The organism is Tannerella sp. (assembly GCF_052170195.1).
Classification (GTDB): Bacteria; Bacteroidota; Bacteroidia; order Bacteroidales; family Tannerellaceae; genus Tannerella.
Genome location: NZ_JBQNAZ010000025.1, coordinates 19065 through 45328, shown reverse-complemented (window position 1 = coordinate 45328; position 26264 = coordinate 19065). Strand labels below are relative to the sequence as shown.

At 47.6% G+C, this 26264-nt stretch carries 15 protein-coding genes; 9 read left to right on the top strand and 6 right to left on the bottom strand.

Going from position 1 to position 26264, the window contains the following annotated elements; genetic code table 11:
- Window positions 1–410: 410 nt before the first annotated feature.
- Complete coding sequence (gene pbpC, locus ACTTKA_RS08030) at window positions 411–2726, bottom strand: penicillin-binding protein 1C (RefSeq protein WP_442724625.1); 2316 nt, start codon at window positions 2724–2726, stop codon at window positions 411–413.
- Window positions 2723–8317: an alpha-2-macroglobulin family protein gene (locus ACTTKA_RS08025; RefSeq protein ID WP_442724624.1), complete on the bottom strand. Its 5595-nt coding sequence runs from the start codon at window positions 8315–8317 to the stop codon at window positions 2723–2725. The genes pbpC and ACTTKA_RS08025 overlap by 4 nt, the downstream gene beginning before the upstream one ends.
- Window positions 8318–8662: 345 nt before the next feature.
- Here ACTTKA_RS08025 and pyrE point away from each other — a divergent pair, with 345 nt between their 5' ends.
- The 5 genes from pyrE to ACTTKA_RS08000 all read left to right on the top strand — a co-directional run bounded on the left by pyrE (window position 8663) and on the right by ACTTKA_RS08000 (window position 12866).
- Window positions 8663–9301: an orotate phosphoribosyltransferase gene (gene pyrE, locus ACTTKA_RS08020; protein WP_442724623.1), complete on the top strand. Its 639-nt coding sequence runs from the start codon at window positions 8663–8665 to the stop codon at window positions 9299–9301.
- Between the two features lie 18 nt (window positions 9302–9319).
- On the top strand, window positions 9320–9754 hold the full coding sequence (locus ACTTKA_RS08015) for an SRPBCC family protein (protein ID WP_442724622.1): 435 nt from the start codon (window positions 9320–9322) through the stop codon (window positions 9752–9754).
- A 5-nt stretch (window positions 9755–9759) separates the two neighbouring features.
- The gene (argH, locus tag ACTTKA_RS08010) at window positions 9760–11097 is read left to right on the top strand and encodes an argininosuccinate lyase (RefSeq protein WP_442724621.1); all 1338 of its coding nucleotides are present in this window, start codon (window positions 9760–9762) and stop codon (window positions 11095–11097) included.
- On the top strand, window positions 11094–11561 hold the full coding sequence (locus ACTTKA_RS08005) for a hypothetical protein (RefSeq protein WP_046825173.1): 468 nt from the start codon (window positions 11094–11096) through the stop codon (window positions 11559–11561). Before argH ends, ACTTKA_RS08005 begins: the two co-directional genes overlap by 4 nt.
- Window positions 11562–11708: 147 nt before the next feature.
- Entirely contained in the window at window positions 11709–12866 is a 1158-nt protein-coding gene (locus tag ACTTKA_RS08000; protein WP_442724620.1) for a glycosyltransferase family 4 protein, read from the top strand.
- Window positions 12867–12869: 3 nt separating this feature from the next.
- On the opposite strand, the gene ACTTKA_RS07995 is transcribed toward ACTTKA_RS08000, so the two are convergent.
- Complete coding sequence (locus tag ACTTKA_RS07995) at window positions 12870–13505, bottom strand: ribonuclease H1 domain-containing protein (protein ID WP_442724619.1); 636 nt, start codon at window positions 13503–13505, stop codon at window positions 12870–12872.
- 232 nt (window positions 13506–13737) lie between these two features.
- On the opposite strand from ACTTKA_RS07995, the gene ACTTKA_RS07990 reads away from it, so the two are divergent.
- Together ACTTKA_RS07990 and cobU are read left to right on the top strand one after the other, a co-directional pair.
- Window positions 13738–14844, top strand: coding sequence for a redoxin domain-containing protein (locus ACTTKA_RS07990; protein WP_442724618.1), 1107 nt, complete (start codon window positions 13738–13740; stop codon window positions 14842–14844).
- A 26-nt stretch (window positions 14845–14870) separates the two neighbouring features.
- Complete coding sequence (cobU, locus tag ACTTKA_RS07985; RefSeq protein ID WP_442713824.1) at window positions 14871–15380, top strand: bifunctional adenosylcobinamide kinase/adenosylcobinamide-phosphate guanylyltransferase; 510 nt, start codon at window positions 14871–14873, stop codon at window positions 15378–15380.
- Between the two features lie 606 nt (window positions 15381–15986).
- On the opposite strand, the gene ACTTKA_RS07980 is transcribed toward cobU, so the two are convergent.
- Complete coding sequence (locus ACTTKA_RS07980) at window positions 15987–16619, bottom strand: trimeric intracellular cation channel family protein (RefSeq protein WP_442713825.1); 633 nt, start codon at window positions 16617–16619, stop codon at window positions 15987–15989.
- A gap of 305 nt (window positions 16620–16924) precedes the next feature.
- On the opposite strand from ACTTKA_RS07980, the gene ACTTKA_RS07975 reads away from it, so the two are divergent.
- The gene (locus ACTTKA_RS07975; protein ID WP_442713826.1) at window positions 16925–20200 is read left to right on the top strand and encodes a SusC/RagA family TonB-linked outer membrane protein; all 3276 of its coding nucleotides are present in this window, start codon (window positions 16925–16927) and stop codon (window positions 20198–20200) included.
- Window positions 20201–20232: 32 nt separating this feature from the next.
- A complete protein-coding gene (locus ACTTKA_RS07970) occupies window positions 20233–21993 on the top strand; it encodes a RagB/SusD family nutrient uptake outer membrane protein (RefSeq protein ID WP_442724617.1) in 1761 nt (586 codons plus the stop codon).
- Between the two features lie 789 nt (window positions 21994–22782).
- Here ACTTKA_RS07970 and ACTTKA_RS07965 read toward each other — a convergent pair.
- Together ACTTKA_RS07965 and ACTTKA_RS07960 are read right to left on the bottom strand one after the other, a co-directional pair.
- Complete coding sequence (locus ACTTKA_RS07965; RefSeq protein ID WP_442724616.1) at window positions 22783–25281, bottom strand: S8 family peptidase; 2499 nt, start codon at window positions 25279–25281, stop codon at window positions 22783–22785.
- Between the two features lie 8 nt (window positions 25282–25289).
- Window positions 25290–26243: an AAA family ATPase gene (locus ACTTKA_RS07960; RefSeq protein ID WP_442724615.1), complete on the bottom strand. Its 954-nt coding sequence runs from the start codon at window positions 26241–26243 to the stop codon at window positions 25290–25292.
- Between the last annotated feature and the right edge of the window lie 21 nt (window positions 26244–26264).

Here is a 26264-nt window from a genome sequence, read left to right as displayed (position 1 = left end):
ACCATTAACCATTGTCCGAAAGGGCTGAAAGCCCGAATTATTTCAGCCCCATCCCACAAGGAGAGGGGATCCATGCCCATACCTTGGTTAGAGGGCTGTAAGCCTGAATGAATATTGATTTAGATGTCCCCTTTGTCATTCCGAACGCAGTGAGGAATCTCGCGGAGAAGAGGAAAGAGATTCATCGCTTCGATCTGAATGACAAAAGTAGGGGAATTACGAATTACAAATTACGAATTACGAGTAGATTTTTAATATATTTGATTTTTGACTATAGAAAATCACTATTGTCCGATAAAAAAATATTCAAAAGTGCAGGGAGAAAAATAAATTTTCTCCCGATATACTTTTTAGGACAATACCTATCTAAGCAACCATATTCAGTATAATCCCTGTTAAAAACTGAAATCTTACTCTTCGACCCGAATGGTTGCGGAGAGGGTGTGTCCCTGCTCATCGACGACGGTCATCGTATGTTGTCCGGGCTGAGGAGAGACGGAGACTTTATGAAAATCGCGGGTGGCCGTGAGGTATTCTCCGTCTAAATGCCAAAAAACAGTCGCCTCGCTGTTACTGTGTGCCAGCTCGAACGTGACGACGCCCGGAGTTCCGTCAAGCTGCTTCGGTAAGGTCACTCGGGTATGATAACTTTGCGGATAGATAAACTGCATCGGTTGCTCGGAGTCGCCTCCACATCCGGCCCAAAAAGGCGGAAGCGGCTTATATTCGGGATGACGACGCTTGTAATACCATTCCCATGCAGGTGGCAAAACAAACCAGTTCTCCGGAATCGTCGTCCCGTTATTCAGACAATGCTCATAGACGCGATAACGCCTGTCGGCGCTCAGATTTACACGGATATGGTAAGGACACGCCACGGTTCGCTGTCCGTTCGGACAAATCGGAGCCGTTTCCGTCTCGTCGCAAAAACGTCCTTTTAAATGTCCCGACAGACGGCACACTTCGGCCTCCACAAATACGCCTTCGGGACGAACGAACCATTCGGACGAAGGCAGGATATTGAAAATATCGAACATCACCGGCCCGGCCGTACGCGCACCGACCAGCTCGGGTTTACCCTCACCCGAAGCATTGCCTACCCATACGCCCACGGCATAGCGTGGCGTCACGCCGACGGCCCACGCATCGCGAAAGCCATAGCTCGTACCCGTTTTCCAAGCGACGGACTGCATCGAGGGGATTGTCCGCCAGTCGATATCTTCCGGACGGTTCACTTCTTTGATGGCATCGAATGTCTGCCATACGGCTCCGGGCTGAAAGATTTCGGGCAGAGAGGGCGTTGTTTCTCCGTCGGACAGCATGTGACAAGCTGTGCGCTCCTTTCCTTCCAATGCCCGTGCCATATCGGCATAGACCGTAGTGATATCCCAAAGGGTAGCTTCGGCGCCTCCCAGAATAAGCGAAAGACCGTAATGCGAAGAGGGGCGGGTTAAGGTCGTCAACCCCGCTTTTTTCAGGAAATCGTAAAACTTGGGCACGCCGTAACGGCGCAGCAGCATCACCGAAGGGACATTTAGCGACCGGGCAATAACTTCGGACGCCGGAACAGCCCCATCGAACTGCATGTTGAAATTTTGCGGAGCAAAACCGTTTACATTCAGCGGCACATCGGGCAGCAAAGTATGTGGAAGAATATCGCCGTCCTGCAAGGCCGCATAATACAGCAAGGGCTTGAGGATACTTCCCGTACTGCGCGGCGACCGGATCACATCGACCTGATTGCCGGACTTCGTGTCTTGAAAGTTCACATTGCCGCAATAAGCCAGCACCCGGTTAGTACGTACATCAATCACCATCGCGGCCATATTGCGGATATCGTGCCGGACGAATTCGGCATGCCAGCGTGCCAATAGCCTTTCAAGCTGCAACTGCAGCCCTTTGTCGATCGTTGAAGTCACCTGCTGCCCCTGACGGTTTCCATAAACATACGCTACCAGATGCGGGGCTATCTGCGGCAACGGCAACGGTTCCGGCGGAAGCGCTTCGCTCAAGGCCAGTTCATAGTCGATTTCGTCAATCACCCCTTGGCGATAGAGTTGTTCCAATAGCTTGTTTCGCTTTTTGATCAGCGCCGGACGATTTTTGGCCAGATGAATCATCGAAGGAGCATTAGGCAGCACAGCCAGTGTTGCAGCCTCAGCCCAGGAGAGTTGTGCGGAAGAATGTCCGAAATAACGCCACGATGCGGCATCAAGCCCCACTACATTTCCCCCGAAAGGGGCATGCGAAGCATAAAGGGCAAGGATTTTCGCTTTCGAGTATCGACATTCGAGACGCGTTGCCAGTATCATCTCAATCAGCTTTTCTCCGATCGTTCTGCGTTCTCCACGCGAGAGGCGAATCGTTTGCATCGTCAGCGTGCTTCCCCCACTCACCACTCGTCGAGCCTTGATATTCTGCACCAGCGCTCTCCCCGTCGCCAGCGGGTTAACACCCCAGTGCCGGTAATAATAACGGTCTTCAAAAGCAATCAGGCACTTTGCGAACTTCTCCGGTATCGTATCGCTCACCGGAAAACGCCACTGTCCGTCGGCTGCGATCCGGGCACCGAGCAACTCGCCGTGGCGATCGGTCACCACGGTGGCGTAGGGAGTATGAAACAAGGTACGGGGAAGGCAGAATAAATAGCAAACAAGCAAAAGAGCTATCCCGTATCGGATAGCCCTTTTGCGAAATAACGGATCTTTTATGCTCCGGTTAATCATCGTTCTACCGTGACACGTCCTGCACGTGTCCGCGCCTGTGCTCCCGCATCGTACATCGCTCCGCAATGTACGGCAGGCAATACGAACGTACCGGCATAAGATGCTTGCAAACGCACCTTAAACACTTTTGTTTCACCCATCTTCAGATCGAAATACGTCATTACTCCATCATCTCTGATGTCACGATAAATGTAGGACGCCGCTTTTTCCGTATCCGGATCGTCCGGATTGAGCATGCGCTCGTTATATACTTCCCATCCGGACGGAATAAGTTGTGTCAGGGCAACATCCGTATAGTCATTGATTCCACTGATATTCGACACCCGAATCACCGCCATAAAGTCCGTGCCCTGCTTCAGCCGTTGCACATCGACCAGCGTGCCTTTCAGATCGGTATACGTGACTGTCATACGCAAATTTTGCTCAATGGACGAAAGCGAGTCGCGGAGAGGTTTCGTCTTCGAGACAAGACTCACATACAGCAACCCGTTTCCATTGTTTTTGACAGTTGCCGCACCGTTCGTCGGACGTGTCGGGAGGTCTTTCTGGAAAACGGCACGGGCCGAATTCACCTTGGATTGCGCCTTGCCGTTCAACGTCCAATCGAACTGCAACGAACCGGACACCTTCTCCGCCAGACGTCCCATAGCCACCAACGAATAAGCGGTAGACTGCGTGGTAAACGATTGTTCACGTGAAAGATTGGCCGATACTTTCCGTGCCTGTTCGAAGGCTTCTTTTTCCTTGCCCATCAGCACCATGGCCTCAAGAATCATCGCCATATCCCGCTCGGACGAGCCAAACGTCGAGTTATTTAATGCATAAGGAGCGACCTCCGTCGAGGCGTTAAAGACAAGCTCACTCGCCGCCTTCGTCTTACCGGACAAGGCATAAGCTGCCGCCAGACACCAGCGCGCCTGCATCGACAAGTCTTTCAACTCTTTCATCCGGTTCATTGCCCCGAGTTCGGGAGCGCCGGACAACGCCAGCGTATAAAGACGGTAAGCCTGCGAAAAGTCCGACTGATAATATGCATATCGACGACTTCCCCGCGCATTCGCCCGCCAGTTCTGAGCAGCACTGCGCTGATAGTTTTTCCATCGACTCAGCACGCCCGAATTGACGTCATACCCTTTCTCTTTGGCCAAAACCAGGAAACTGCCGGCGTACGATGTCACCCATTCGTTCTCGTACCCGTCGCCCGGCCAATAGGCAATCCCACCATTGGACAGTTGACGACCGTACAGATTCAAAATGGCTTCACGCACATTCTTTTTCACGGATTCCGTCTCTTTCTCCTCCATGTCCTTAAACTGAGCGATAAACAACAGCGGCAAAGCCCTTGAAGTAAGCTGCTCGGAACAATAATGCGGATAGTCATACAGATAATCGAACCGTCGACTGATATCGACCGAAGGAATACGGGAAACTTCTAATTTCACCCAGTTCCCGTCGAAATCGCCGTCTAAGGTGTACGTAAAATCAGCCGACTCTCCTGCATTGAGCAGTTTATTGTCGGTACGGATAATCGGAGGATTAGGATTCCGGACATCGATTTCAATCGTCTCTTTCGAAGTATGCCCATTGCCAGTGGCGGTAACCGTCACTCGTTCTATTCCCGTCGAGGAGCCCGATTTCAGGGCAAAGTATACCATCTTATCGCCGGGAGCAGCAAACGTCAAGGACTGGCTGCCTCCGTTCGCGATTTTTAACTTACCTGTCGTCTCAACCTTGATCGATACGTTCTTCACCGTATTCTCCATTGCAAACACATTGACCGGCAAATAAATTTCTTCGTCCGTGCTGACTACACGAGGCAATGACGACAAGATCATCAACGGCGTACGTACCGGCACGGTCTTTTCCGCCTTGCCGTAAGCGCCATCCTGCCCGGCAACAACCATCACACGTACCGATCCGATATACGGCGGGAGCTTCAACTTATGACTCTGTTCCTCCCCTTTTTTCAACGCGAACGGACCGATAAATTTCACGACCGGTCTGAAACGATTGGCTTTCGAGTTGGCAGGCTTCATATCTTCATCCCCTCCGATACTGAACAGTGAACCGTACTTCCCTGCGTAGGCGCCCATCACAAAGTCATACATGTCCCAGGTACGTATCCCCAACGCTTCGCGTGCATAAAAGACATTCCACGGGTCAGGCGTCTTGAAATTCGTCAGGTCAAGTAATCCGTCATCTACCACAGCCAGCGTGTACGTCATGGCTTTGCCCGATGTTTCTTTCACTTTCACCGTGAATTCCGTCTCGGGACGTAACACGTCGGGCATCGTAATTTGCGGTGTAAGCTCGGAATCTTTATTCGTGACGAAAACCGGTACCACTCCGTACATCCGGATAGGCAAATCATTGACGGTTTGCGCGTGAGGTTGCAACAGACTGACATGCACATAGACGTTCGGCGCCATCTGTTCCGTAATCTTAAACGTATATTTCGTATCGCCGGACGAAGCCATATCGACCCACTCGCGGCTTATGACTTCCGATCCGTTCTCAATAGAAACCAACGCTCTGCCTCCGGCCGACGAAGGAATAATCACCGTCGCATTCTGGCCGGCTTCGTACGAAGATTTATCTAACGAGAATGCTAACATCTTAATCCCGTTCGGATCCGATTTATTCGAACGTCCGCGCCACGAAGGCCAGTCGATATAAATAACCCCGCCTGTTGCATGACCGCTTTCACGATCCTTGACATAGACCAGATAACGTCCCCACTGCGGATAATCCACCCGGAAGCCGATCCGCGCCTTGCCGCCCGAAGTGCTCAGCGTGCCCGATGCCACGGGCGAGATCGAAGAGTTATTCAGGTACGACGCGAACGATTCGTCATCATGCTCCCACCACCAGCTCCAACCGATCTTGTAAATCTTATATTCCAGGCCGGAACGATTTGTCGGTTGACCGTCCGGACTGAGCGTCACAACTTCGAACTGATGATCAACGTCCGTCTCGAGGAAATCGGTCTTGTCCTTCTCTCCGAAACGGATTCCTACATACGAATCGAAGGGAGAGAAAGGAATCGTCTGCGTATAGATACTCGCATCCCCTCCCGGTTCAAACACCCGGCAGGTGATGTTGGCACGCAACATACCCGGTGCATTTTTGGCCGCCGGAAGCGACATACGGAAGACCGACTTTCCCTCTCCATCCAACACTCCGGAGTATAGATCAATCGTACTCGACGTAAAGTCTGCGGCCGGATTATGAAAGATGTATTTTTCATACCCTTTAAACTGGGTTGTCGTTTCAGATAACAACAACTCCACTTTGGTCTTGAGATGCTGCGCCACCGCACCGGTCAACCAGGCCGATTCGAGAGTTGTCTGAACCGGCGATGCCGAAGCCTTCAACTGTTTTCCGGGGATCGTCAAGTTAATTTTCAGGCGATTAGGCTTCACGGTCTCGATACGTAACGATTTATGAAACGACGTACCGCCCACTTTCACATAGGCATTCCAAAGCCCCGTCGGATCGTCGGCCTTAGTCGGAACCGTGAATGTGTACAATCCGTTCAGTCCTTTGGAAGAAACCTGCTTTTGATAGAATTGTCCACGAGGATTATACACTTCTATCGACACCGGATGATTGACCGGAATCCGCTTCTCACGGTCTTCCAGCATAAATGAAAGATGCAATGTATCTCCCGGACGCCACACGCCACGCTCACCGTACACAAAGCCTCTCAAACCTTTTTTGATCTCCTTGCCGCCGACATCGAACCGACTCAGCAGATTATCCTCGCCATCGACGAGACGCAGGTAGGTCTTCTGCTTATCTTCCGACGAGGCAACGAGTACAAACGGTTTGTTTTTAGCCTTGATCAGTGCAAATCCGTCTCCGTCCGTCCGAGCCTTCCCTATCGGTTGCAACTGGAAGTTATATGCTGTTACTTCAACATTCGACATCGGCTTTGTATCCAACAGATTTGACACAGCGACCCATAACGTATTGTTCGTGTTGCCTTTCACAATCACCCCCATGTTCGAAGCCATCACATTCGTCGTTGCCTTACGCTCCGAAACCATATAATAACTCGGATGGCACGGGTTATCCCGTTCGTCCCATTCGTATATGTCCCAGTCCATGTTCGAATTATCATAATAATACGTTTGGGGTTGATCCCATACGGCCTCGTCCTCTTCCGTCATCTCACCGGCCTCAACACGTGTCAAAGCATTCGATGCTTGCAGATTACGTGCGGCCGGCTCGTTTCCGCACGGATAAGCCGAATAGTCCTGCTTAAATGAAAGCTCTACCCGATAAATAGCCCCCGGCTCCTGCTTCATCACCCCACTGAGGTCGATAAAATAGTTATCCCAGTCGTGTATGTTCTTTGTCGGATCACTATCAAGACGAAGCATCTTCTTATATATCAGTCGGCCGGAACGTCTCAACTCCGAAGAAGAAGATGCAGATAACGAATTATCCTGTAAGAACATCAGCACGTTGCTCTCAAAAATCCGGATCACTTTCAGATCGACGGCATACAGATTAACTGCCCGAAACGGCAGAACCAGTTCTTTAGAATCAGGCATAATCATTCCCGACGACAAAAATTCCACTTGTGGACTCAGCGAATTCATTTGCAGGGTAACAGACGAAGACCTAGGTAACGATTCGTCGGATACATTTTTTAACCCCTGATCAACATTAATATAAAGAGACGTATTTTCACTCTTTCGCTCAAAAAAGATTTTAACTTTATTATCCTCCACCTGAAACGTATAGGTAGAGATCGGTTCCAGCGTAATCAATCCGTTCAAATCCTGCGTATTGGAAACCGGTGAAGAAAAAGTCAGACACACGCCATGTTCAGGTGCTTCAATAACTTTGGCCGACAGCAATTCAAATGGGGGCGTCAGTGCCGGTATGTCCATCTCCAGCTTGATCCTTTTATCGGAATTAAAGGCTTTTCCATCGACCGTAACCTCGAGGGTCGTTTCGGCTTCTTTTTTGGCGATGTTCGAAATAACGAAATGGAACGTACGCGGATTTTCGGTCGGGGTCACAACAGCCGAGAACGACTCGTTTTCCCTCATGGCCGTTATCATGTCTTGTACAATCGTAGCGGGCGGAGCTTCACTAAAACGAATCTCCCCCTGAACAGTAACCTGATTCATAGCTAATTCCACCACATCAAGCGATGTAAATTCCATCACAAAACTTCGCTCTTCCACGCGAAACGAAAATTCAAATTCTGCCAGTTTCTTTTCTACCTTCATCACTTTACCCAGCGCAAAGGTTGCATTGTAGAGTTCTCCGGGTTTCAACGCACCGGAATCGGGGATAAACTGAAGCGTTTTGTTGTTAACCCAAAAAGTTTTTCCCTTCAGCGACGGAGAGAAACGAAAGAGTTTCTCCTTTACTTCGGCACCTATCTCCACGATTTGCTGTTCTTCAGTCAATTCGATAAAAATAGACGCATCGGACGAGATGACCCCGCCTGTATATGCACTTACATAAGGAGCATATTCAGACGAAGGCACAATATCCCGATTTCTTTTGCAGGACATGCAGGACAAGCCTGCGACGATTGCAATAACGGCAAGTGCAAGAAATTGTTTCATGGATTCTTTCTATTTAAAATTAAAATCATTTATACTTCTATACTCTGTTTAGTTTTATCTTGCTTATCAAGAGGCAAAAACAAGTAGAATTCCAAATAAGAAACACAAAATTACCTACTTCTATTTTCTATAATAATAATTAAAGTTTTTAAAATTGCAAATATATGCTATTCTTTGTACACATGCAAGCAAAAAAAGATTTTTTCGTTACAAAAAAGGAAGGCAATACCGTGTATCCGACTATTTAGACGATCTCATTCAGCAATCGGTTCAAAATAATTGCTCCGTAAATTATGTACATTCATTCTCTTTTTTTACTTTTGCCCTTTCGAATTTAGATATATTATGAAAGCATTAGAACGAATCGTAGCAGAAAAATTACTAAAAATCAAGGCCGTAAAACTACAGCCGGCCAATCCGTTCACATGGGCATCCGGTTGGAAATCTCCTATTTATTGCGATAACAGGAAAACACTTTCCTATCCGGCTATACGTACCTTCATCAAGTTGGAACTGGCACGGATCATTTCTGAGAAATACGAGGAGGTCGATGCCATTGCCGGCGTAGCCACAGGGGCTATTGCCCAAGGAGCTTTAGTGGCGGATCTCCTCGGCTTGCCATTCGTATACATCCGTTCGGCACCGAAAGATCACGGACTGGAAAATTTGATTGAGGGTGAATTGAAACCGAGCTCGAAAGTTATCGTTGTCGAAGATCTCGTCTCTACCGGCGGAAGCAGCCTGAAAGCCGTGAATGCCATACGCAATTTCGGATGTCAGGTCATCGGGATGGTCGCGATCTTCACCCATGGTTTCCCGATAGCCGAACAGCAGTTCAAGGAGGCCAAAGTATCGTTGACGACACTCTCGAACTATGACGCTGTCATCGAAGAAGCGGTTAAGATCAATTACATCGACGAAACGGAGGTAGCCATCCTTCAGGAATGGCGCAAGGATCCTGCGAACTGGGACCCGGACGCTTAACATCATGGACAGAAACGAATGACAGAATTTACCAGTCAAATCAGAACGATCCCGCATAACGACGAACGCATCTTCTCGATGTTATCGGATCTCTCCAATCTGGAGCGTGTCAAAGCCCGGATTCCGGAAGACAAAATCAAACATTTTTCTTTCTCGAACGACCGTTGTTGTATCGAAATAGATCCGGTAGGTAAGGTTGAGTTCCAAATCGTCGACCGCGAACCGAACAAAACGATCAAATTCGAGACCGTTCAGTCTCCGGTGCCTTTGTCCATGTGGATTCAACTCAAACAGGTGGCGGAAAAAGACACGAAGATGAAGATGACCGTACGCGCCGAGTTGAACCCTTTTATCAAAGCCATGGTATCGAAGGTGATGCAGGAGGCTGTCGATAAGATATCGGAAGTGATTGCTTCACTGCCGTACGAACCGTCAACGAACGAAAACGCTTAACGCTTATGTCCCGGAAACTTTGGGAGAAAAATATACAGGTCGATAAGGAAGTGGAACGGTTCACGGTCGGGAAAGATCGTGAACTGGACCTTTATCTGGCTCCTTACGATATGCTCGGGTCGATGGCGCACATCACCATGCTCGAATCGATCGGATTGCTGACGAAAGACGAGCTGCAAAGCCTGCATGCGGAGCTAAAAAACATGTACGTCGAAGCCGAGTATGGTAATTTTGTGATCGAAGAAGGTGTGGAGGATGTACATTCACAAGTAGAGCTTATGCTCACACGTAAGCTGGGCGACATCGGAAAAAAAATCCACAGCGGACGCTCCCGCAACGATCAGGTATTGCTCGATCTGAAACTGTTTACACGCGCCCGAATCCGTGAGCTGGTCAGACTAACCGGCGATTTATTCGAGGTGTTGATCGACCAGAGCAATCGCTACAAAGACATCCTGATGCCGGGCTATACCCATCTGCAAATCGCGATGCCTTCTTCTTTCGGACTTTGGTTCGCAGCCTATGCCGAGAGTTTGGCCGACGATCTTCTGCTGATGCAGGCGGCATATAAGATATGCAACCGCAACCCGTTAGGTTCTGCGGCGGGCTACGGTTCTTCGTTCCCGCTGAGTCGCACCATGACGACGGAGCTGTTAGGGTTCGATTCGATGAATTATAACGTCGTTTACGCTCAAATGGGGCGGGGAAAAATGGAACGGACGGTCGCTTATGCCATGGTGGGAATAGCGGCTACTCTCTCGAAATTAGCGATGGATGCCTGTCTCTTTAACAGTCAGAACTTCGGATTCATCCAATTACCCGACTCGTTCACGACCGGCTCCAGCATCATGCCTCATAAAAAGAACCCGGACGTGTTCGAGCTGACGCGTGCCAAATGCAATACGCTTCAGGGGATACCCCAACAAATCGCACTCATCTGTAACAATCTGCCCTCGGGATATTTCCGCGATCTGCAAATCATCAAAGAGCTTTTTCTTCCCTCGTTCGATGAATTAAAAGATTGCCTACGCATGGTCACCCTGATGATGCGCGAAATAAAAATCAACAAACATATCCTGGACGATCCAAAATATTCGCTGCTTTTCAGCGTTGAAAAAGTAAACCGCCTGGTTATGGACGGCGTGCCTTTTCGGGATGCGTATAAAAAAGTAGGTATGGACATTGAGGCCGGAACGTTTACAGCCGATCAGACCGTCCGTCATACGCACGAAGGGAGCATGGGGAATCTTTGCAATGAGAAGATCGAACAGTTGATGCAACAGACGATCGAGGGTTTTCAGTTCGAGAAGGTCGACCGGGCAGAAAAGGCATTACTGACATGAGAAAAAGAATCTATCTGATCTTATTCGTACTGTTCGGATGGTTGGCTTGTACGGAAGAACATCCCATACTCAATTATCCGGTAGACTTATTGTTAGACACCCAGCACAGCGACAAAAATATCCGCAGAGGAAACATTCTCGGATACCGAACTTATACAATCGAAGATATGCGGGAAAGACCTTTCGCCATAAGAGCGACCGGGTATGGGGGGATATTGGCGGTACGCGCGCTGGATGGAGAATGTTATGCCTTCGACTTGGCTTGTCCGCACGAAAACGACCGCGGAGTTCTTATTTCCGTCGATCAGGATCGCACTACGGCTACCTGTCCGAAATGCAAGACCGTTTATGACATCAGTGCTGCAACCGTTCCGGGTATCCCCATCAAAGGAGTCAGTAAATCTCAATTAAAAAAATACTCCGTTTACGAAAACGGCAGCAAGATCATCATACGAAACCATTAATCGACAAGCCGAAGGATCGATGAATTTTACCATCCCCCTCTGAACCGTTCGCACTATTCCTGTACTATACATGCATTGTTCTTTCAAATATCCGATACTTCTATCGCCTGACGACCGGGTGAATAAAAACCTTTATGCTTTCTTTTTATGAAACAGTCATCCCCCTTTAAAATAGGTTTCGACGCCAAACGCGCCGCGCGAAACAATACCGGATTAGGAAATTACAGCCGATTCATCATTTCCCTGCTGGCTAAGTACAGCCCGCAAAACAGGTACTACCTCTATACTCCCGCCTCGCGGCGCACCAATCTCTTAAGCCAAGTCGCAGATCATACGAATGTGTGCTATCCTCACACCGGTTTCTGGAGAACATGCCCATCCTTATGGCGTATTTGGGGAGTAACGAAGACAATCGTTCAGGAACGCATCGATCTGTTTCACGGTCTCAGCAACGAGCTTCCCCTGAATATTCGTCTGGCGAAGCACACACGAAGCATCGTAACCATCCACGACCTGATTTTCATGCGTTATCCGCGTTATTACCGTTTCTTCGACCGGATGATCTATCGTTATAAATTCCGAAAAGCCTGTCGGAATGCCGACCGTATCATCGCCGTCAGTCACTGTACGAAAAAAGACATCATCGACTATTGGGGTATTCCGTCGGATAAGATCGATGTCGTTTATCAAGGATGCGCCGACGATTTTAAACGTCCCGTATCGGAGGAACAGCTCCGGAGTGTTCGGCAGACGTATAAGTTGCCGCAGCAGTTCATCTTATATGTAGGAAGCATTGAAGAACGCAAGAATCTGCTTCTCGCCGTACGCGCGTTGCGACGGCTCAGCCGGCCGGTCAAATTGGTGGCTATCGGAAAACGGACGGCATACACGCAGCAAGTAGAGCAGTACATCAGAGCGCATCGGATGGAAAGCAGCGTGACGTTACTGACCGGCATCAGCACCCATGAATTACCGGCATTTTATCGACTGGCCACGGTATTTGTTTACCCTTCTTTTTTCGAAGGGTTCGGTATTCCCATTCTGGAGGCGCTATGTTGCGGCACTCCGGCAATCGCGGCCAAAGGCTCATGTCTGGAAGAAGCAGGAGGGCCGGGGTCTCTTTACGTCGACCCGAACGATCCGGACGAGCTGGCACAAGCCCTTGAGCGGGTATTGGATGATCCGCATTTACGCCGCCGAATGATTGACGAAGGACTGATGCATGCCCGTCGTTTCGACGATGAGCCACTGTTCCGGAATTTATATAATGTATACGAGAAGACACTTTATCCTTCCGTTCCATAACGACTATTTCCGTCCGAAGTCGGCAGGTATTTCGCCCCACGCAGCCGTATCCCATTTCAGGATTTGCGTCGTGTAGGTATTTTCACGCAACCATTTCTCCGCCCGGAGGATCAGTTCGAAAATCGGGGCATTAGCGGCGTTCTGTTCTAATTTCGTCCGGCATTTTTTGAGTCGCACCCATTGCATCGCATTGCGACTGTCGGAATAGATCGGCATCGCACAGTTGCTTTTCTTGAACAGCGCCAGCCCGTGTACCAGCGCCAGAAACTCGCCGATATTATTTGTCCCCTGCGCCATAGGCCCGACCCGGAAAATCTCCTGTCCCGTCTCGACGTACACACCCCGATATTCCATATCGCCGGGGTTGCCGCTGCAAGCCGCATCAACCGCAAGGCTCTGCACAATATACGGGGGAGGCCCCTCCCGACGGAGCAACCTGAAAGACGATGCAGCATGCTTCCCGATGTATTCGTAAGGCGATTCACGCAGGGCTGCTTCAGCCTCGGCACGCGAAGCGAACGACTTGTAGAGCGCACCTTCAAACCCTTCGATCTGTAGTTTACACTCCGTCCAATCCTCATAAATCCCGGGACAAACACCCCGCCATACTACATAATATTTCTGTTTCGACTTTCCCATCCGCTTTTCCGTTTTAATGGCTCCAAGCTGCCGGCAAAATACCGATGCCGCATTATCTCTTCCGGAATTCCCGCGCAAAAGTAAACATTTTTTTGTCGTGGCTAAGTACCTTCCCCGAGCTTGTTTAAAAAGGCTTTGCATAAGCGCGCAAAATTATTTCTGTTATTTTTTGTTGCTTTTCTTTTATAATTTCAAAAAAACAACTACCTTTGACACGAAATTTTCAAGAAAAATGGTGCTGAAAAAACTATTATTCATCGGGTATATCTCCTGTCTGTTCGCGGCATGTACAAAAAATGCGGCCTATCAGGTAGATGTAAAGCTTTCCAATCTGGAGGCGCAGCACATTTACGCCGTATTCGAAACATTCGATGGCAAGCACGTGGATACGATTGCCTGCCAACCGTCCGAAAAGTTCTCGATCATACGGAAAGAAGGTGAATATACGACACTCACTATTTATTTTGAGAATCATAAGGATTGGATCACCGTTTACCTCGAACCGTATAAGAAGATTACGGTCAGTGGAGATGCACTCTATCCGTTACTTGTCCAAGTTAAAGGTACGCACACGAACGAACTGTTGTCCGATTTCCGGAAGAAAGCGGCATCATTATTGAAGGAAAAGACCGAGCTGTCCGGAGCGATTGATACTTCCCAATATGTCGGGTCGGAACATACGCCTCGTCTGGCCAATATCGATCATGAGTTGACCACGCTGGCCGAACATTTTATCCGCAAGCATCCCCATGATGAAGCTTCGGCCGTCCTGATACAGGAATACTTCCTCGATCCTGAAAATCCGCTTCCCGCCGAGACGCTGATAAACACGCTGGATCCAAAACTTGACGATTCGTATATCGTTAAAAACCTGAAAGCTTATTGTCAAAAAGCGAAGCAAACCATGGTCGGAACAAAGGCTCCCGATTTCGAGATAACAAACATCTACGGCACCACCTATACGCAACATTCGCTTGCCGGCAAGTATTGTGTACTCGCTTTCACGGCTACATGGTGCGATATGTGTCAAATCGAAAAGATGATGCTGAATCAAATTGCGGAGGTTGCTCGCCCGGAAGAACTCGAAATCATGCTTGTCAGCCTCGACGAAGACCTGCAGAAGGTACGCAGTTTTATCAAAAGCCAGACGATACGCTGGAACATCTGTACCGACTCGGCCGGACAGGCCATCCATCTGTTGGAAGCCTACAACATCAGCTCGCTTCCCCGTTGCTTCGTGCTTGATAAGAACGGAACGATTGTTCTGAAAACAGACAACGGCATCGAACTTAAACAAAGCCTCGAAACCTTAGGAGCTATTCCGAAAGACAAGAAATAACTACAAAACAAGTCCCCCTCCATGCAATGAAACGAATCGTCCTTATCACCGGCGGTCAGCGTTCGGGCAAAAGCAGCTACGCCGAGCAGATGGCGCTGTCATGGTCGGCCAACCCTGTTTATATGGCTACGGCGCGTGTATGGGACGACGAGTTCCGTCAACGTGTCGAACGGCATCAGGCTTCGCGCGGCATGCAATGGACGAATATCGAAGAAGAAAAAACACTGAGCCGGCATGATGTGACAGGACGTGTCGTGGTGATCGACTGCGTTACGCTGTGGTGTACGAACTTCTTCTTCGACCTCAACGCCGACGTGCAGCAAGCCTTGCAAGCCGTCAAAGACGAATTCGACCGATTTACGGCACAAGATGCTACGTTTCTCTTCGTCACCAACGAAATCGGGTTAGGCGGCGTTTCCGAGAACGCGCTGCAACGTCAATTTACCGACCTCGAAGGATGGACGAACCAGTACATCGCAGCCCGTGCCGACGAGGTTGTTCTGATGATCAGCGGCATCCCGGTAAAAATAAAATAAGGGTATTGTTAAGTTCTATAGTTTTTGAGAACATTGATTCGCAATTAATTTGTGTGTTTGTTATATCTTACTTTTTACTACAAGTTATTATTTGCTTCGATTGCGTTATTGGCATTGGGATGCTCTGTTGTCGGGCCTCAGCAAATCATTAACCCAAATTACGCGATACACTTTTCGGCGTTTACCATTAATAATGGACGTACGAATGTACGACAATGGTTATGTCAGGCTTATAGCCCTCCGCCGAGATACGATACCTTTTTCCCCAATGCTTCGCATTGGGCTGAATTATCTCGCCCTTTCAAGGCTGTTTTTCAATTATTAATGGTTATTTTCCAGATACATGGTTCGGCGTGTTCCACGAATAACCATTGACCATTGTCCGAAAGGGCTGAAAGCCCGAATTATTTCAGCCCCATCCCGCAAGGGTGGGGTATCGACATCCAGACCTTGTTCGGAGGGCTGAAGGTCTGAATTAAATTCATTCTTATTTCTTCTATCGCGGAATCCGGGATTAAACAATTCAAAGATTAAACTTCCGAAAGATTAAACTTTCAAAGAATTAACACCTTCCGCCTTTAATTCACTCTACTACGGAATACGATGTCAATGTTTCATTTTGGGAAGTTTCCAGTGGTATTTGACGGCAAGTACGCGTATCAGTAGGATCGTGGCCGACGAAAGCAGCTCGCATGCCTCATTGCTATAAGCTAAGGTATGACAGACTGCAAAGACAATCCCCCCCATCACGCAGGCCAGCGCGTAGACTTCCTGCCGGAAGACGAGCGGCGTTTCGTTGATAAAAATATCACGCACCACTCCGCCGGCGATACCTGTAATCGTCCCCATCGTGATGGCCACCCAGAACGGATAATTCAGCTCCAGCGTTTTCTCTATACCGATGACGACGAAAAGCGCCAGACCGATCGCGTCGAAAATAAAGAAGGGCGTATCGAGCCGCACCAACTGTTTGCTGAAGATAAACACTATCACCATCCCCAGCAGGGTACAATACATGTACGACGGGCTGAGCATCCAGAACGGCGTGATTCCGAGCAGCAAATCGCGCAGCGTCCCGCCACCGATGGCCGTAACAAGACCGACCACAAACGCCCCGAACCAGTCGAACTCCTTCGCTGCCGCCAACCGGATACCGCTGATGGCAAAAACAATCGTTCCCGCATATTCGATGATATCCCTGAGCGAAAACAACGAGGCATAATCTTGCAATGGCTCCATCTTAATTCTCTTCTCTGTTTGTTTGAAGTTGCAAAGATATAACACATTATGATTTTTTATTAGATGAGACAAAAAAAACATGTTTAATAACATAAATATTACTTTCCAAAAAGATGCCACTTTTTAAAAAAATATTCTTTACTTTGAACCGTCTTACGAAAAAGACGAGTTGTGGTTTTTCTTTTTTTAAAACGTTCTTACAGTATATTCTTAAAGCGTTCTTACGGAAGCAGAGCTACAAGCCGTCTTTTGCAGACAATACAAATAACAAACACAATCTTTAATTAATCTTTTCATTTTGTACCATGATGCACAAGCAATCAGTATTGAAACACGGAATGGGCATGGCGTTTGGCCTGTTACTTGCGACAGGGGCGCCCACCCTTTCGTTGTATGCAGAGAATGTGACTGTTGCCGTTACGCAGCAGTCGAAAACCGTTTCAGGAACGGTAGTAGATGAACAGGGCACCCCTTTGCTGGGAGTGAACGTGTCCGTTTCCGGTACCACTACCGGAACGATCACCGACATCGACGGCAAATTTACGCTCGAAGTACCGGCAGGAGCACAATTGACGTTCTCCTACATCGGTTTTATCTCCCAAACACTGCCTTCGTCCAACAATTTATCGAGAGTGGTTTTAAAAGAAGACACCCAAAAGCTACAGGAGGTTGTAGTCGTAGGGTACGGTACCCAGCAGAAAAAGGACATCACCGGCTCGGTAGCTGTGGTGAATGCAGACGAGCTGTTGAAAACACCTTCAGCTTCGGCTACCCAGCAGTTGCAGGGACGCGCCGCCGGCGTAGTGATCGGTTCCACCGGTTCGCCCGGCTCGAAGTCGATGGTGCGTATCCGCGGTATCGGTACGGTCAATGATAACGGACCGCTTTACGTGATCGACGGAGTGTCAACCCGTAACCAGAACCTCAACAGCATCAACCCGAACGACATCGAGAGCATGCAGGTGCTGAAAGATGCGTCTTCGGCCGCGATCTACGGAGCAGAGGCCTCGAACGGTGTCATCCTTATCACTACGAAAAAAGGATTGAAAACCGCCCAGCGTCCGAAATTAACATACGACGCATACATCGGCGGCTCGACGACCGGCAAGAAGTACGATGTTCTAAACGCCACCGACCGTCTGAACGTGGAATGGGCGGCACAAGCCAATGGCCACAAAATCAGAAACAGCAACGATCTGCCCTCGCACGAGCAGTTCGGCACCGGAGCCACACCTTCCATTCCCAATTATCTTTCGACCAAAGGAGCAGATGGGCAGCAACTGAACCCTGCCGATTACAGCTATCCGGCGAATCAATTGGTTCCCTGGGATGCACAGGGAACAGACTGGTGGAACGAATTAAGCCGTACCGGATTGATTCAGAACCATCAACTCTCTTTGCAAGGCGGTTCGAACCACGGCTCTTACTTGTTCTCGGCCAATTATTACGATCAGGAAGGAACGGTCATTCACCAGTATTTCCGTCGTTATCAGATCCGCGCCAATACGTCGTATAATGTGCGCGACTGGTTGCGCGTGGGGGAAAACCTGACGTACGCATGGACAAAAGATAACGGTCTGGATGAAGATTCGGACGAGGCAACCCCTTATTCGTGGACGTACCGCGCCTCACCGTGGGTACCCGTCTATGATATACAGGGACATTTCGCAGGTTCGAAAATCGCCGGTACCGGAAACTTTAAGAATCCGGTGGCTGATGCCATTCGAAACAAAGACAATTACTGGTCGAACACCCGTGTTTTCGGGAACATCTGGGGCGAAGTGGACTTCATGAAAGACCTGACCTTCCGTACCAGCTTCGGTATCGACTATACCGGAAATTACAGTTACAGCATGTCAAAGAAAGATTTGGAATTCTCCGAGACGCCCGGGGCGAACGGACTGACCGAAGAAGCCGGCTTTAACTTCCGCTGGGTATGGACGAATACGTTAACATTCAGCCGGACATTCAACGAAGTGCACAAACTCAACTTACTGGTGGGGACCGAAGCCGTTCGCGACGGATTAGGACGGAAGATGCTGGGATATCGCCGGAACTATCTGTACGAAGACAACGTCAACACCTGGACCTTGGATATGGGCGAATACAATAATTTCCGTAGAGCGGAATCTGACTATAAAGGCGAATTTGCTTCGTTCGGTATCTTCGGACGCGCCAACTATTCGTTTGCCGATAAATACCTGTTGACGGCTACGGTACGGCGCGACGGCGTATCGCGTTTCTCCAAGTCGAACCGTTACGGAACCTTCCCGTCTGTCTCGGCTGCATGGCGTCTCTCGTCGGAAGAGTTTATGAAAGACTTCGAATGGCTCGACGACCTTAAACTGCGTGTCGGATACGGACAGGCCGGTAACTCGATCATCCCGCGAGCCACGAACTTTATTTCAACTTATTCTACCAATCCCAGTCGCACGAATTACGACTTCACTGGCAGACAAACATCTTCTCAGCTCGGTTACCGGATGGGAACCTTCGGGAACCCGGACACGAAGTGGGAGCGCGTAGAAACGACAAATATCGGTTTGGATGCCACCTTCCTCGAAGGTAAATTCTCGACCAATATAGAATGGTGGTATAAGAAAAGTACGGATATGCTGGTTGAAGCCGTTTATTCAAATCTGGCCGGAGGAGCAGACAAACCGTACATCAACATCGGCGACATGAAGAATACGGGAGTCGACTTTATGATCAACTATCAGGACAGAAACGGTGATCTGTCGTGGAATGTCAATCTGAACGTTTCTACCTATAAAAATGAGGTCTTGAAAATTGGCGTTTCGGACAAGGCGGCCAAGTATGGCTACTCAGACCGTATTTCAGGCCCGGTTTCGCGTACGATGAAAGGTCGTCCGATCGGTGAATTTTACGGATATAAGATCGACGGATTCTATGAGTCGGAAGAAGAAGTAAAGGCATTGACTCCGCTGGGTGAAACGGCCGGGAAATTCGACCCGAAAACGTATATCGGTAAATTCAAATATCGTGATGTAGATGGCGACGGTAAGATTACGACCAATGATCGTGATGTGCTTGGCTCACCGCATCCCGATTTTACGGCGGGGTTGAATGTCGGACTGGGTTATAAAGGATTTGACTTTTCGATGTTCTGGTATGCCAGTGTCGGAAACGAAATCTTCAACGGAGCCAAGTATTTTACCGACTTCTGGATGTTTAACGGAAACCGTTCGTCTCGTATGCGCGATCTCTCATGGGAACCGGGCAAGAAGAATGCTATTTTGCCGATCCTTGACAAACAGGATAACAAATCCGGAACGAATGCGAACTCCTACTATGTGGAAGACGGAACATACGCACGGATGAAGCATATTACATTGGGATATACCCTCCCGAAGAACTGGCTCCGGAAAGCGACGATCGAGAACCTGCGCTTCTACGTGCAAGCGGAGAATCTACTGACGATCACCGGTTATAAGGGAATCGACCCAGAAGTAACGAACCGAGACAAGACGGCTTCAGGCGGTGATTTGGAGAAAGGAATCGACGTAGGGGGAATTCCGAACAGCATCAAATTTATCTTTGGTGTCAATCTGGTATTCTGAAGTAAATATGTATCATCTTAAAAAATAACATCATGAAACGAATTATATATACCATCACTCTGACAGCCGCAGTTCTGGGGATGACTTCATGCGGCGAAAACTTTCTTTACAAAGATCCTCAGGGCAGCTTTTCAGGTACTATGTTTGAGAATGCGCAGGGAGTAGAACTGCTTACAACCAACGCGTATGCGAACCTGACGGAGAACGGCTGGGGAGCGACGCCCTTTAACTGGGTATTCGGCAGCATTATCGGCGGTGATGCCAACAAAGGCTCGGATGCCGGCGACCAATCCGTTATCAACGAAATAGAAACGTATGCTCCGCTCACGACGAACGATTACGTACGGCAAAAATGGGAATGGACTTATAAAGGGGTACAGCGGTGTAATATTGCGTTGAGAGCCCTGAAGAAAGCCAAAGATATAGCCGCGGATGTAGCTAAATCGCGCGAAGGCGAGCTGTTCTTCCTGCGTTCGCTGTATTACTTCGAAGGGGTGAAACTCATGGGACCAGCGTCGCTGGCCTGGATACCGTGGGACAATGAAGAAGACGATCCGAAAGTGTACAACGGAACGGATATCTACCCGAACATCATGGCAGAAATCGATCAGGCGATCTCGTTATTGCCGGAGAAACAGAGCGAAGTAGGACGCGTCAATGTATGGGCTGCCAAAGCCTTGAAAGCAAAGATGCTGATGCAACAGGGGAAGATGGCCGAAGCCAAACCGGTCTTAGCCGACCTGTTAGCCAACGGACAGACATCGAACGGATTGAAATACGGGCTGGAAGACGACCTGAACAACAATTTCAACGCCTTCAAGGATAACGGTAAAGAATCGATCTTCGCCGTGCAGCATTCGCTCGACGCCAACAACAACGGATTACCGGGCTATTCGCTGAACTTCCCGCATAACGTGAACAAAAATGCACCGGGCGGATGCTGCGGATTTTTCCAGCCGTCATACGATCTGGTCAACTCGTATCAAGTCGATGCCGACGGACTGCCGTATCTCGACTACTCTTACCGAAGCAAGCCCAGCGTGTCGGTGTTCGACGGAAGCGCACCGGCCGGCAGCCAGTTTAAAAATGACTTCACGATTGCCGTAGACCCGCGTCTCGACTTTGCCGTAGGACGTCAGGGTGTGCCGTACAAAGATTGGGGCATCTGCTTTAAAGACGGTTACGGAATCCGCGACAAAGGAAACGGCGGTATCTTCCTGCCCAAGAAACACGTCTGGACGAAAGCCGAAGAAGAAGCCGGTTATGCTTCGCGCAGCCGTTTCAACGGATGGGCTCCGGCTGTGGCCTTGAACATGCAGTACCTCTCAGTGCGCGATATGATTCTGCTTTATGCCGAATGTTTGGCCAACGACGGCGAATTATCGGCTGCCATGGAGCAAGTGAATAAAATTCGCACCCGTGCCGGTAACGCAGCCAATATCATTCAATTCCCTGACGGAAAGGGACAGAAATATGTAGTCAAAACCTATCCGTCTACTCACGCCGCGTTTACGGACAAAAATACGTGTATCGCCGCCATCCGCTTCGAACGCAAGCTGGAACTGGCCATGGAAGGACAACGCTGGTACGACTATGCACGGTGGGGTAAAGAGGTGATGAAGAAAGAAACTTCAGCGTACGTAACGTACGAGAAACAGTACCTCTCGAAGTTTGCTTCGGCATCGACAACGTTTGATAAGGTATATTTCTTTGTGCCCGACGCTCAGATCAAAGATAAAGGAGTAGACGAAAACGGTAAGCCTTACCTCGTTCAGAACGATCTGTGGAAGTAAATATATTTTAATCGTTAGAGTAATTTGTAAAAAAGGGCAGGCAACTTCCGGTTGCTTGCTCTTTTTCTTTATTTCGCAGCATTTTGTTTAACCCGGATTCCGCGATAGAAGAAATAAGAATGACTTTAATTCAGGCCTTCAGCCCTCCGAACAAGGTCCGGATGTCGATACCCCACCCTTGCGGGATGGGGCTGAAATAATTCGGGCTTTCAGCCCTTTCGGACAATGGTTAATGGTTATGCGTGGTACACGCCGAATCATGTACCCGGCAAATAACCATTAATCATTGACAATTAACCATTGAAAAAGAGCCCTAAAAGGGCGAGATAATTCAGCCCAATGCGAAGCGTTGGGAAAAAGGCATCGCATCTCGGCGAAGGGCTGTAAGCCTGACATAACCATTGTTGTACATTCGCACATCCATTATTAATGGTAAACGCCGAACAGTGTATCGCGTAATTTGGGTTTAAACAGCATCTCAAAAAAGTGATTTTCTCAGACCTCTATAGGTTGATACTGCTCAATGTAAGCCACGGAAACGGATAGGATGGTATTCTTCGAAAAGACACAACCCAAAGAGACACAAAGGTAGAGCCGTTATCCATTTCGAAATTATTTGGCAATCATATTTATCTAATCTTCGGGTTTATGGATAAAGAAAAATTTGTTGGTCCTATCTCTTTATTTTTTTGAAGTTTGGAGTATTGCCGAAGACAAAGTTTTTTAGCACTGACATTCAATCTAAGCCGTTTAGTTCCATTTTGGCAATGACTTATCATTAATAGTGCTTTATTGAGTGTTTATTTCCACTGGCACCTCAATTAAGTTTTTAACAGTTGTGTATAGCTCAACATCTTGTGCAGGCGTTTCAAGTGAAATGATCAATGCATAGCGGGTTTGATTTTCTACTTTTCCTAAATGATGGCGCTCTCGCCACCAACCAATAACAGGGAAAACCGCTATGTGGTTACAAGTTGCCAAATCGGCCGCTGTTCCTTCCCAATAATCGGAATGTATAGACCCATTTTTTCGGTTACTTGCTCCTATGCTCCAACGATTGGCCCCTGATCCTGCATCTCTGTTTATTTCTTCATTTTCTTCCCGTGCCGCAATGTTAACACGTTTTCTAAAATCATCTTCACTTTCATTTACTTTGTTTACATCAAACTGCAATCCGTGCGACTGGTAGCGATATTTGTCTTTCCAACCTATTTCACCGGCTCCAGGTTCTATGAAATAAGAAAGTGTAACCTTCATTTTTACAAGTATTTCTCCCATTTGCAACAACAAATCAGTCGCCCATGGCAAATTAAAAAAATGAATTTCATTTGTTTCGGCTGTATTGTTTCCTTCTCTGAACTTAAACGGCTGAATAGTTTCTTGTGCTATATAGGTCAGCGCACTTTCCTGACTATACATTGCACGTTCTAAATTGGGAACACCAAAGCCAAAAGTTCTCAATAAATTTCTAAAACTTGCACGAGAAAGACCTTGCTGTACATTTTGTTGATTAAACATTGCAGGAGTCCAATTAGCAGAGTGAACAATCAAACCTCTTATGGTTTCTGCCCAAGCATTTGGATATTCATAAGCAATTTTTGCAGCAAACCATGACGCTTGTGCAGTCGCAGCACTTGTTGCGTAAATAGTATCAAAATGCTGCCCCATGTTGAATTGTTTTGAAGTGGACAACAATTCCAAATCTTCGTGTCTTGTAACTCTATTATCAGGTGTTCGTAGTAAATTTCCACCCTCAAATACCACATCTGGTTTAATAGGCCATTTTCTTTCCCATACTAATGACGTTGAACTATAAGGTGAAAGTTCTCCTGCATCTGCAATAGGTCTATAATTCTGATAGTTTAGATCAGTTACTCGAATTTTGTTTGTATATGCCCCTGCGACTAAAGCATTCCACGCTTGAGCAGGATTTTGAACCGAAGTGATAAAGTTTGAATCAGGGTAATTTTGCCACAATTCATCATTAGCCACATTTCCTGCTGAAATAATTATCAGACGTTGATTTTCGCCCTCGCCGTAAGCTAGATTGTCTATTGCTCCCGACCAAGAAGAGGGTCTGCCTCTGTCTGTGTCGTTTTGTGATGTGACCGCCATACAATACACCAAAACCATATTCGGATTTTGGATTTCAGCAATAGATATCCCTTGTGAAGTTATATCACCCCACAATTCCCGTGGACTTTGTCCTTGGCAAGGAAGTATTTTAACAGAACACAACTTATGCGTAAGAGGAACAGGATTAGAAGAAGTAAGTATCTGTTCCATTTGTCCATAACCTGCAATACCTGCCATTAGAGTTCCATGCCCTGCGCCAGGAGCATGATCATTTGTTCCCCAAGCATTGTTAACCGACAGGGTGTTGTCATTGTCAATAAGAGGTTGCAATAGTTGGTGTCCGCTATTTACACCGGTATCTAACAAACAAACCTTTACGTTGCTCCCTACAATTTGTTTTCTTTGCAAGAGATCTTCAACCCATGCTTGTTGTTCAATTCGGCTTTCGTTTACCCAAAAACCTGCAGGTTCTTGCCCCGCACGGAATTCCGCTAACAAATCACTTTGGAGCATTAATTCAATCAACTGTTCTCGATTGGCACATATCAATAAAACGGCTCTTTCCGGGAAAATAATGCTGTTGGATTTATACTCTATCTCTATTCTTCTAAGTGTTTCAAAGAACTGATTAATTTGTTCCTGTTCTTGGTTTTCTTTTGTGTTTACATTCAGCCACACTTCGCACCATTTGGCGTCCCGTGTTGGAATAAGTTGTAGATTATCTGTCCACAAACCTTCCAATAAGGCTATACTCACGTCTTCAATGCTATTGACTAGTGGCGCATTTTTAGGTTCCCCTTTTGCAGTTTCCTCCTGTTGATATTTTTGAATTTTCGAAATGAAGTGTCCCTCTTTTCCATTGGGAACGTAAACAGTTGCTCTAACCCGTGTTTGATTCTCTTCAGAAATTTCTCTAACATTTAGCAATCGAATGCCTTTTTTAAAGTCTTCCAGACTTTTGGTAATCAAGTCGTGGTCTGCTGCACTTGTAAACTGAATATATGTTCCTTCTCTCGTGGCGATTTGCTGGGCACTACGTTGTTGTTGCAATTGTTCTTTTTGTTGCCAAATTCTCTCAAACTGATTTAAGAGCCTTTGACTTTGAATTTCTCTATCACGAATAGGTATACGTACTTCTGGTCCCCTTCCTCTGTTGGGTTGATATCTCTCGCTACTTACATTTCCTTGAATGAAGATGTGTCTATATCCCATTTTTATCTTTATTTGTGATACGCTGCATTACGGTCTTTGATCGCTTTTATGATTAAATCATTGTTCATCTGCAGATTTTCATTCAAGATCGTTTCTTTAATGGCATCAATGCAGGCAAGAGATATTTCAGCATGGCTAAGCTCGTGTATGTTTGGCAGCAGACCCTTAAAATCGATTTTTTTTGCAAACTGCGAAAGTCTATTTCTTAGTAATTCCTCTTTTTCTTCCAAGCTTGGCAAGTGATATAAAATAACATCGTCAAACCTACGGAACAAGGCTTGATCTAAAAGCTCCTTGTTGTTGGTAATTGAAATAATCAAACTGTCAGAATGGTCACGCTCAATAAATTGAAGAAAAGAATTTAAAACCCTCCGCATTTCACCCACATCATTGTCTCTACTGCGCTCTCCACCAATGGCATCAAATTCATCAAAAAGATAAACACCTTGACGCTGTTCAATCAGATCAAATACTTGACGAAGCTTTGCACTTGTTTCACCCATAAATTTTGTCACCATTTTATCCATTAAAATGGTATAAAGCGGCAAGTTCAATTCATTGGCAATAATAGAAGCCGTAAGGGTTTTTCCTGTTCCTGGCGGACCCGAAAGCAGAATTTTTCTGCGGTTTTCCAAATCGTGCTTGCGCAATTTGTCGCGCTGCACGAACTCGGAAATGATGCGGTTGATTTTGGATTTAATATCTTCGGCAGCAATTATATCCGACAGTCTGACGGCAGGAACATTCTCCAGAATCAACCCTTGCAAATCGGGAGTAAATGCTTTTGTTTTGTACTTGGCCTCCTTCGACTTGTCTATAATGGCTTTAATATCGCTCGCAACAACGGTATGCCCCAACTTGGCTTCATGGGCAGCGATCTGCAATGCAACAGTAGTAAACCTTTCGGGTTCGTTGTTGTAGTGCGCTCTGATTAACGATACTATGTAGTCTGCTTTTGCCATTTCCCCTACAAAGTTACAATT

Coding starts and splice junctions, on each gene's coding strand:
- pbpC (WP_442724625.1), bottom strand. CDS start 2,726: ATGATTAACCGGAGCATAAAAGATCCGTTATTTCGCAAAAGGGCTATC.
- ACTTKA_RS08025 (WP_442724624.1), bottom strand. CDS start 8,317: ATGAAACAATTTCTTGCACTTGCCGTTATTGCAATCGTCGCAGGCTTG.
- pyrE (WP_442724623.1), top strand. CDS start 8,663: ATGAAAGCATTAGAACGAATCGTAGCAGAAAAATTACTAAAAATCAAG.
- ACTTKA_RS08015 (WP_442724622.1), top strand. CDS start 9,320: ATGACAGAATTTACCAGTCAAATCAGAACGATCCCGCATAACGACGAA.
- argH (WP_442724621.1), top strand. CDS start 9,760: ATGTCCCGGAAACTTTGGGAGAAAAATATACAGGTCGATAAGGAAGTG.
- ACTTKA_RS08005 (WP_046825173.1), top strand. CDS start 11,094: ATGAGAAAAAGAATCTATCTGATCTTATTCGTACTGTTCGGATGGTTG.
- ACTTKA_RS08000 (WP_442724620.1), top strand. CDS start 11,709: ATGAAACAGTCATCCCCCTTTAAAATAGGTTTCGACGCCAAACGCGCC.
- ACTTKA_RS07995 (WP_442724619.1), bottom strand. CDS start 13,505: ATGGGAAAGTCGAAACAGAAATATTATGTAGTATGGCGGGGTGTTTGT.
- ACTTKA_RS07990 (WP_442724618.1), top strand. CDS start 13,738: ATGGTGCTGAAAAAACTATTATTCATCGGGTATATCTCCTGTCTGTTC.
- cobU (WP_442713824.1), top strand. CDS start 14,871: ATGAAACGAATCGTCCTTATCACCGGCGGTCAGCGTTCGGGCAAAAGC.
- ACTTKA_RS07980 (WP_442713825.1), bottom strand. CDS start 16,619: ATGGAGCCATTGCAAGATTATGCCTCGTTGTTTTCGCTCAGGGATATC.
- ACTTKA_RS07975 (WP_442713826.1), top strand. CDS start 16,925: ATGATGCACAAGCAATCAGTATTGAAACACGGAATGGGCATGGCGTTT.
- ACTTKA_RS07970 (WP_442724617.1), top strand. CDS start 20,233: ATGAAACGAATTATATATACCATCACTCTGACAGCCGCAGTTCTGGGG.
- ACTTKA_RS07965 (WP_442724616.1), bottom strand. CDS start 25,281: ATGGGATATAGACACATCTTCATTCAAGGAAATGTAAGTAGCGAGAGA.
- ACTTKA_RS07960 (WP_442724615.1), bottom strand. CDS start 26,243: ATGGCAAAAGCAGACTACATAGTATCGTTAATCAGAGCGCACTACAAC.